10 protein-coding genes are annotated in these 9368 nt (G+C 44.2%); 3 read left to right on the forward strand and 7 right to left on the reverse strand.

The features are described 5' to 3' along the window. The 7 genes from ACTIE6_RS09840 to ACTIE6_RS09870 all read right to left on the reverse strand — a co-directional run. A partial coding sequence (locus tag ACTIE6_RS09840; protein WP_439556472.1) for an efflux RND transporter permease subunit occupies positions 1-2324 on the reverse strand: 2324 nt, incomplete at its 3' end. 80 nt (positions 2325-2404) lie between these two features. Then, positions 2405-2791 (reverse strand): hypothetical protein, encoded by a 387-nt coding sequence (locus ACTIE6_RS09845; protein ID WP_439556473.1) that lies wholly within the window; start codon positions 2789-2791, stop codon positions 2405-2407. 60 nt (positions 2792-2851) lie between these two features. After that, positions 2852-3391 carry a YceI family protein gene (locus ACTIE6_RS09850; protein WP_439556474.1) on the reverse strand — a complete coding sequence of 180 codons (540 nt, stop codon included), beginning with the start codon at positions 3389-3391 and terminating at the stop codon, positions 2852-2854. A 13-nt stretch (positions 3392-3404) separates the two neighbouring features. Further along, positions 3405-4319: a DUF5777 family beta-barrel protein gene (locus ACTIE6_RS09855; protein WP_439556475.1), complete on the reverse strand. Its 915-nt coding sequence runs from the start codon at positions 4317-4319 to the stop codon at positions 3405-3407. A 12-nt stretch (positions 4320-4331) separates the two neighbouring features. Next, the gene (locus tag ACTIE6_RS09860; RefSeq protein WP_439556476.1) at positions 4332-4718 is read right to left on the reverse strand and encodes a Rieske 2Fe-2S domain-containing protein; all 387 of its coding nucleotides are present in this window, start codon (positions 4716-4718) and stop codon (positions 4332-4334) included. A 316-nt stretch (positions 4719-5034) separates the two neighbouring features. Beyond that, positions 5035-6408 (reverse strand): sensor histidine kinase, encoded by a 1374-nt coding sequence (locus ACTIE6_RS09865; protein WP_439556477.1) that lies wholly within the window; start codon positions 6406-6408, stop codon positions 5035-5037. A gap of 10 nt (positions 6409-6418) precedes the next feature. Further along, complete coding sequence (locus ACTIE6_RS09870) at positions 6419-7087, reverse strand: response regulator transcription factor (protein ID WP_439556478.1); 669 nt, start codon at positions 7085-7087, stop codon at positions 6419-6421. A gap of 531 nt (positions 7088-7618) precedes the next feature. On the opposite strand from ACTIE6_RS09870, the gene ACTIE6_RS09875 reads away from it, so the two are divergent. From ACTIE6_RS09875 to ACTIE6_RS09885, 3 genes are all read left to right on the forward strand, one after another. Then, positions 7619-8014, forward strand: a complete 396-nt coding sequence (locus ACTIE6_RS09875) for a hypothetical protein (protein WP_439556479.1) — start codon at positions 7619-7621, stop codon at positions 8012-8014. Positions 8015-8130: 116 nt separating this feature from the next. Continuing rightward, positions 8131-8967 carry an MbnP family protein gene (locus ACTIE6_RS09880; protein ID WP_439556480.1) on the forward strand — a complete coding sequence of 279 codons (837 nt, stop codon included), beginning with the start codon at positions 8131-8133 and terminating at the stop codon, positions 8965-8967. Between the two features lie 19 nt (positions 8968-8986). Further along, positions 8987-9368 (forward strand): cytochrome-c peroxidase (locus ACTIE6_RS09885; protein ID WP_439556481.1); only part of this gene is annotated, 382 nt, incomplete at its 3' end.

Here is a 9368-nt window from a genome sequence, read left to right on the forward strand (position 1 = left end):
ACCAGCTCAAACCGTTTTTCGCCTTCAAAAACCATCCCGGTGCTCTGACCGGCCAAGGCAGTGTTGACCGTTTTATTGACGGCTGAAATGTCCAGGCCGTACTGCGCCAAAGCACTGCGGTTGTAACGTATCGTAATCTGCGGCATACCGGAAACGGCTTCCACATACAAGTTTTTCGTGCCTTCAACCTGGTTGACCATGGTCCCGAGTTTCTTTGCATAAAGTGCCAGCGTGTCCAGATCTTCGCCGAAAATTTTGCAAACCACATCCTGACGTGCCCCTGTCATCAGCTCATTAAAACGCATCTGGACAGGAAACTGAAACCCGGCTGTAATACCTGGCACTTCTTTGAGCGCTTCTCCCATTTTTTCGGAAAGCTCAGGAAAGGTTTTAGCAGATGTCCATTCACTTTTGTTTTTCAAAATCACCATCATATCGCTTGCTTCCATCGGCATCGGATCGGTCGGAACTTCCCCGCTTCCTATTTTGGTAACCACTTTTAAAACTTCTGGAAACTGCGTTTTCAAAATATGCGCTGCTTTCGTTGTGTTTTCTATCGTCGTGGTCAGGCTGCTGCCCGTGAGCACGCGTGTGTCTACGGCAAAATCACCTTCTTCCAAAGCAGGAATAAATTCTCCGCCGAGTGTAGTCAGCAGGTAAACCGAAGATCCAAAAAGGATCAGCACCGACATCAGGATCAATCTGGGATGACCAATTACCCGTTCAAGTGCATAGCGATATTTTTTTGCCAGCTTGTCCATGATCCGGTCAGAAAAGCCTGGCTGGGTCTTGATTTTTTTGCTCAGAAACACAGCACTCATCATTGGAATATAAGTCAGTGACAAAATGAACGCGCCTAAAAGTGCAAAAGCAACCGTTTGTGCCATAGGCTTGAACATCTTTCCTTCAATTCCCTGTAAAGTAAAGATGGGCAGGTAAACGATCAGGATGATCACCTGGCCGAAAACGGCACTATTCATCATCCTATCTGCGGATTCATTTACTTCCTGGTCCATCTGCTGCTGAGTAATCCGCGCCAAACCTGCAAATTTTTTGTTATGTGTAATCTGGTGCATCACCGCTTCTACGATGATGACCGCACCATCTACAATCAGTCCGAAATCCAATGCTCCAAGGCTCATCAGGTTACCGCTCACACCAAAAGTATTCATCATAATCACCGCAAAAAGCATAGCAAGCGGGATCACCGAAGCGACCAGCAGACCAGCACGGAAATTTCCAAGGAACAGCACGAGTACAAAAACGACGATCAGCGCACCTTCCAAAAGATTTTTTTCAACGGTTCCAATGGCATTATTGACCATTTTAGTCCGGTCAAGAAAAGGCTCTATCACCACACCTTCGGGCAATGTTGTCTGGATCTGGGCCACACGCTGCTTTACATTTTTAATAACCTCGCTGCTGTTGGCACCTTTGAGCATCATCACGACCGCACCAGAAACCTCGCCTTTGTCGTTGTAGGTCATCGCGCCATAGCGGGTTGCAAAGCTGGTCTTTACCTGGGCCACATCCCTGATAAACAATGGCTGCCCATCGGCCAATGATTTAACAGAGATATTATTGATGTCATCCAGATTTTCTACCAATCCTTCGCTGCGGATGTAAAGCACAGTTGGCCCTTTTTCGATGTATGCGCCTCCGGTATTCTGGTTATTATTTTCTAATGCCTTAAAAACATCGTTGATCGTAATGTTATATGAAAGAAGCTTTTGCGGGTCAATTTCAATGGAAAACTGCTTTAATTTTCCTCCAAAACTGCTTACTTCCGCAACGCCTCTCACGCCCAGGAGTTGACGGCGGACGATCCAGTCCTGGATCGTGCGCAGATCCGTTTCGTTATAACGGTGTTCGTAACCTTCTTTCGGGCGAATGACATACTGGTAAATTTCTCCAAGACCGGTACTGATCGGTCCCAATTCGGGTGTGCCGATACCGGGAGGGATAATGGTCTGAACTTTTAAAAGCCGTTCGGAAACCTGCTGCCGTGCCCAGTAAATATCGGTGGCATCATCAAAGACGATGGTGACCAGCGACAAACCAAAGCGAGAAAAACTGCGAATTTCTTTTAGTCCGGAGATATTGCTGTTGGCCTGTTCGATGGGGAAAGTGACCAGCCTTTCGATATCCGTCGCTCCGAAAGAAGGGGCGACGGTAATGACCTGGACCTGGTTGTTGGTAATATCGGGCACGGCATCAATCGGAAGCCGGGTCAGCTCATAGCTGCCATAGCCGATCAGGGCAATGACGAGCAGGCCTATGATGAGCTTGTTACTGACAGCGAAGCCAATAATTTTATTTAACATGATTGTATTGTTGATTTGAGAAAAAATTGAAATGGATACGCAGTCATTTCAAGGACAATCACCTGCGTTCCTTTAAAAAATCAGCAATACTTGGGAGGCTGCCATATCCCGGACAGATAAGATGAATTGATCCGGCTATTGAGATGGAAGCTGTCCCGTTTCAAGAAATAACAGAATAAAGCCGGCTGAAATAGAAATGTTGGATTTGAAAAAATAGGTGTTACCCAGATCGCCAGATGGTCCTGGCCGGAAAGGAAAGGTAGTTTTTTGTCCAGATCGTAGTCGGAATGCCCGGATATTGCCTGCTGGTAGTGCAGGACAATAAAGTCAATAAAAGTAGATTTTTGATTCCATTTCTGATGCTGGCCGTAGTGCTCAATGAGCATAGGTATTTTTACCAGTTCGATCAAATGAAAGTTCGAAAACAGGTAAATGGCCAGCAACAATATGGAAATCTGCTTTTTCAATGAAGAAGTTTTGGTTGATCTAATGATGAGATTACTCCTTTAACAACTCTTTTCAGCTCGTCAGGCTGTCTTTTTAGGAATCAGCACAAACTTGTTTTTAACAGCAATAGACTCCGCAATTTTAGCCACCACCAGCGTAGGGACTTCGATTTTGTGGTCTGTAAGTTTGACATCGAAGGCGCAGGTAATCGTGATTTGCCCACCTGATACGGCAAGCTGGCCTTTCAGTGTCCGGTTCTGTTTCACACCGTGCATGTCCATGATCCCGTCTACACTTACTGCATAACTTCCATCTTTACTGTAATCTATTGGCTCTTTAATTTTTCCCGTAAAGACCGCCGCCGGATATTTCTCGGTTTCCATGTAGTTTTCATTGAAGTGCTCTTCCATGAGTTTGTTTGGAAAATGAAACCCGCGCTGCTGCATTTTAATGGCAATTTCCCCGTTGGCCGTGTTCAGAATAACCAGCACCTGTTTATTGACTGCTGCGATATTTTCGAGCGGTGTTTCGGAGAAAAAACTCGTCTCACCTGTCTTGGTCATATACAATTGTCCGTAAGAGGTAATTGCTATGAGCTGGCTGACCATGACAATCAGCATCAGTCTAAATGTTTTAGTATCCACTGGATTTGTGTTTTTTACTTTTATCAAAACTGAATGTACGTGCTACGTTAAAGCCATAGAAAATATCACCGCTGTTCCATTTTCCAGTGGTCTGTCCAATGAACTGTTTCTCAATCATTCCTCTTGAATTTGTCAGGTGCAGCTGGAATACGTGGCCACCCGTTTCAATATCAAAACCAAGTGAAAGGGTATTTGTAAATCTGGGATCCCGCTGTGTTGTGCCTGCGAATGTTTTTGGTGTATACCAATATTCGACGTTGAAAGAAGTGCGTTTGGTCAGTTTGTAACGACCGCCCATTCCCAATGCATACAGATTATTGGCATCAATCTGATTTTCTGCCAGGTTCCGGTGCACAATAGTCGGTGTTAGTTGAAGTGAAAATTTCTCACTGAATTTGCGGGCGATCAGCGCTTGAAACGTATAAGTCTGTCGCTGGGCAATCGTGTAAAAGGGAAGGTCTGTTGATGAAATGCTTGAATTATTAGCATCGCTGGCAAAAAGCGTGACGGATACTGGCATATTTTTAAATCCCGACGACTGTTTTAAAAGGCGGTATTTCACAAAAACATCGATGGTTTTCTGATAACTGCTTCTGCCGATGCCGATCATCAGCCGGTCCGTAAGCCCGTATTCCAATGCCAGCCTGATTTGAGATTCGTCCAGTCCGAAGAAATTATTTGCACCGGAATTAACAGCGCCAAACCGGTGTGAAATAATAAAATCCATGTTGTTTTTTCCGACCGTTTCTACTGAATGCCCATTGATAATCCGGGTTCCTTTAAAGGTGGCGGCACTGTATGTAGTCACTGAATCCTGAGCCTGATCCAGTTGTTTTAATAAATCGTCTTGTGCAAATGCAGATGAGCCCATGAGCAGCATCGCAACGGCTATACATTTTTTCATTCTCATATTATCCTAAGCGGTAATGGTCAAAATGTTGCCAGCCAGACTGGTTGTATAAACCCGGATGCCTTTTTTCCCTTCACTGTTGAGCCCTTTACCAGTGTTGTCATATTTTGCTCCATGTGCCGGGCAGTAAAAATGATCTGACTGATACATGATTTGGTTTTTCCCTTCGTGGCTGCATGTAAGCGTGGCAGCAATATATTCGGCGGTATTACTTTTGGCGATAACAACACCATCTTTTACTACATAACCCCCATTATTTTTCAACGCCACATTTTCGGAAGCGGTTAAATCCAGCGTCAGGTTTGTAGGTGCCGGGCTCACACGTTCATTCGTGCAGGATTGCAGGTTTGCACCAAAATAAACAGCAGCCAGGGCCGATCCGGCAAAACCCATTTCTCTCAAAAATTCATGACGGTTTATATTGTCGTCTTTGATGTTATGGTCCATGATTGTAATTGGGTTATTGTTGTATGAATGATATCTCAAATGTATGTGGAGCTACCTTAGCGTTTCCTCAAGATATTCTTAAGGTTAGCTTAAATTCTTAATCATTGGAAGAGATTCGGCAATGACTGAACAGTATAACCTGCTCTTCCAAACCCTAACAAATGTCCTCAATAGCACATGATAAATTTACACGCAATAAGCCATAGGTTGCATGGATCACAGATATGACTAAAAAGGGGCAAAAACCATTGATCAGCCTATCTTAAAAAAGAAGTTCGGCAGTGGTACCTTGACCGATCGCGCTTTTGATCTTAAACTGGATCTGCATGAGCTGGCACATCCTTTTTACAATCGAAAGCCCGAGCCCATTGCCTTTAATCTGGGGATGCTGTAAGGGGCTGGCGCGGTAAAAGGGTTCTTGTATTTTATCTATTTCATCGGCGGCAATACCAATTCCGCTGTCGATAACAGCGTACGACACGTTTTGACCGCTCTGACTGATGACAATTTTAATGCTTTCCCTGCTGATCGAATATTTAATAGCATTGGAAATCAGGTTTTCAATGATGATATCAAGCATGTACGGATCAGCATAAACGTCAGTGTGCTCATCGCTTATCAGTTCTACTGACAGATCCTTTTCCAAAATTTGTTGCTGCTGCCGTTGCAGGATAGAACCTGTTAGTTCAGAAAGATCCACACGTTGATGATCCATCGCCTTTTTCTGACTTTCGAATCTTGCCAGAAGAAGCAACTGATCAACCAGATAACTGATCCTGTCAATTTCTTTGATCGACAAAGCAACTTTGTCAATGTATTCCCCAGCGGTTCTTGGCTTCCGGATCAAAACTTCAAGTGTACCTTTGATTACCGCCAGGGGTGTTCTCAGCTCATGGGAAGCATCAGAAGTAAATCGTTTTTCACGTTCCACGGCACTTTCTATCCGATCCATCAGATCATTAATCGTAACAACCAGCTTGTTTAACTCATCTTTTCCCGCCGGAAGCGGAACACGCGCCGTAAGATTTTCATTGGTTATTTTACCCGCTGTATCAATTACACTGAGAACCGGTTGAATACTTTTTCCGGCGATCAGGCGCGTGACAAGAAATAGAACAAGCAGCACAATCGGGAAAGCAATCAGTAATACACTTTTGAGATTTTCAAGTACTTTTTCAGACCCTGTTATCGGAATCGCAACGATCAGATAACCTGCTAATTTATCCCTTTCTTTTAAGGCAACCTGAATCTGGGCAATGGCCAGCCCTTTCAATTTGGTTTGAAAAAACACCTTGTCTCTCTTAGTCAGATCTGCTGTCAAATAATCCAGCTTCAGGTTTGGTGATTTTTCAATGACTGTTCCGTTCGTGTCCGTTATCTGCACAAACACCGGATTAACTTCGAGTTCACGGTGTTCTTTTTCAAACCATTCCTCCTTATCGGCAATGTAAGGCACACCGTCCTTTACACCCACCTCGTAAAAATGTTTATCGGCCTGGAAAGTGATATCTTTTTCCAAACCATTAAAAACCGTAAGGCTCACAATATGATAAATGACAAAAAAAATAACCGCAGTTAAAATCGCCGTACTCAGCGTGAAATTAAAGGCAATCTTATTTTTAAAGGAAGTAGTCATATTTCCCGGTTCAGATCTCTTTTGCAATATAACCGATACCGCGGACGGTCTGAATATAGTCTTCCTCCTTTGCAAGTTTGAGCTTTTTCCTTAAAGCGTTCATATAGACATCGATCACACCTGTGTTATAGTCGAAATGGATGTCCCATACACTCTCAATGATCCGGCTGCGCCTGCAAACCTTCCCTTTGTTTCTCAAAAGATATTCCAGCAGTGCAAACTCCTTTTGTGTAAGTTTTATCTCTTCTGTTTCTCTGAAAACCTGATGCGACAAAGTGTCGATGCGAATGGGGCCAAGCGTAAATTCAGCCTGCTCACCTGTAACCGGTCGCAGCTGAACCTTGATGCGCTCTAAAAGTTCGTCGAAACTAAAAGGCTTTTTGATGTAATCGTTGGCACCAGACTGCAATCCAAAGATCGTATCCTGAACGGTGTCGCGTGCAGTAAGGAAAATGACCGGAGTTTTAGCAAAATGTTTCCGGAATTCCCTACAAATCTCCACGCCACTTTTGCTGGGCAACATCCAGTCTACCAACAATAAATCATACTCACCGGTAAGTGCCATATCCAGGCCCGCTTTACCATCCGACGCAGTATCCACAGCATAAGACTCCTCCTCCAAACCCTGTTTTAGAAAATTCAGTATTCCTTTTTCATCTTCTATTATCAGGATTCTCATAGGTTCTCATTCAAGTCTGATTGGATGATTACTGTAAAGCTAATTGATCGCAACTAATTCAGTATGTAAATGAAGGGCCGCAGTCCTATAAATTGACTTAAGGAATTCTTAAGATCATCTTAAATTTCGGCAGACTTATCCTGGATTTTTAGCAGACTTTGGGTAATTATTGTGTAATGAGTATGGCTTTTGCCTACCTCAAACTTTACCTGAGATTACCATATTGAGGGGCTTACCACAACTAGTTACCAGCTAGTTAGCAACAATAAAAGCCTTTCAGAGCATAAATTACTTATGCGCTCTCGTGCAACTAGTATAACTATCTTTGCGAGTATTGTCTGAAGACCTCAACGGTAATAGTAAGGTTAGAATCCACCTTACGATGCATCTTATTATAGATTCATATTGGGATAACCATTCACCCTCACCGCATTTTGCCAGAATAAGTAGTTTAAATCGTTGTTAGCGTGATATTTTAGTATTTCGTGGCTACTTTTGTAAAACGTTATTGTAAAGTCATAATTGACCAAATTGAATAGTTCCAAGAAACAATGGATTGGCCTGGGCCTTTTGATGCTGATGCTTGTGAAAGCATGGGTGATCCCATTGGTATGCCTGGACTATGAAATAAGGAAGGATTATATCTCCAAAGCATTGTGCATCAACAGGGACAGGCCCAAGCTTAATTGCAATGGCAAGTGTTACCTGGCTAAAAAGCTGGCAGAAGCCGAAAAACAACAGGAGCGGCAGGCCCAGCAGGATTACATGTCCAGTCTGATCTATCAGGTAATGGATTCCTCAAATTCATATGCTTTTGGTTTGCCGCAAGTGACATTGGAAGACTATCCTACCCCTGCCTTTTTTTATAAATCTGCATTTTTGGGCCGTATTGCGGCTGAAAGTATTTTCCATCCGCCGCTGGCCTAAGGCTGCAAGCTTACATACATACACCTGTATTCACAGGCGTTTTTTCCTTATTTCTTTTTATCTAAGATGGACTTGCTGTGCTTGAAAAGCGCCTGGCATTCCACTATTTCATCCATATGAAAAGTATTTTCTATAAATGCTTTGCTGCGTTCTTTGCAGTAACCATTTTGTTTTCAGCTAGCTCATGCTCTGATTCCTCGCGCCCTTCTGTTGACCCTGAACCCAGCGCGTCAAATGGCGGCAAACTCCGCATCGAATTCGATAATGTTGTAGGAGACAAAAACCTGGTCTTAAACGGGGTCACCTACAAAAATGCTTCAGGAGAAGATTTCATCGTGACCAAGTTCAACTACTTCATCTCCAACATCAAACTGACCAAGGCTGATGGCAGTGTATTCACGGTCCCACAGGATTCGAGTTACTTTCTGATCAAGGAAGACACCAAAACTTCACAGTTTGTGACTTTGAATAACGTACCAGTTGGGGATTATACTGCGGCGGAATTTATGGTGGGCGTTGACAGTACGCGCAACACCGCCCCGATTGAAAAGCGTCAGGGAGTACTTGACCCATCCGGATCCATGATGGATGATGGCATGTACTGGGCCTGGAATTCAGGTTACATTTTTGTCAAACTGGAAGGAAGCTCTTCCAAAGGCAATCCGGTAAACGGCAAGTTCTATTACCATATTGGTCTTTTTGGAGGTTACAACGAAAGGACTGTCAATAATACCAGGGTGGTAAAGGTCAGCTTCGGGACGCTGAAAGCGCCTGTTACGAAAAGTGAAACGCCCGAAGTGCATTTTCTGGTCGATGTACTGAAAGTTTTTGACGGGCCAGCCACCAACATCAGTATAGCCCAATACAACAGCATCATGGGCGGCCAACCGGAAAAATCGCAGCAGATCGCCAATAACTATGTCAATATGTTTACCCTGGACCACATTCATTGATCCTGACCGCAAAATATAAGTGAATAAAACAATCCTGTTTCTTCTTTTACTTACTGCATCCCTGGCCTGTGAAAAGCCTGCCGAGAAGGAGCCTGAGCCGGTCAAAACCGGGCCCACGCCACTTGCCTGGACCAAGCCAGTGGGTTTTCCCGACCCGGTCTATGACCTCTCGCGCAACCCGCTGACAGAGGAAGGCGTGCAGCTGGGAAGGTTCCTGTTCTATGATGGAATTTTATCGCGGACCAATTTGATTGGCTGCGGTACCTGTCACCAGCAAACAGCAGCCTTTACACATCACGGGCACGAGTTGAGCCACGGCGTAGATGACCGTCTTGGCGTGCGCAACTCTCCGGCCATTCAGAACATGGCATGGAATGATTCCTTCTTTTGGGATGGCGGCG

The organism is Dyadobacter sp. (assembly GCF_051859145.1).
In the GTDB taxonomy this organism is placed as follows: Bacteria; Bacteroidota; Bacteroidia; order Cytophagales; family Spirosomataceae; genus Dyadobacter.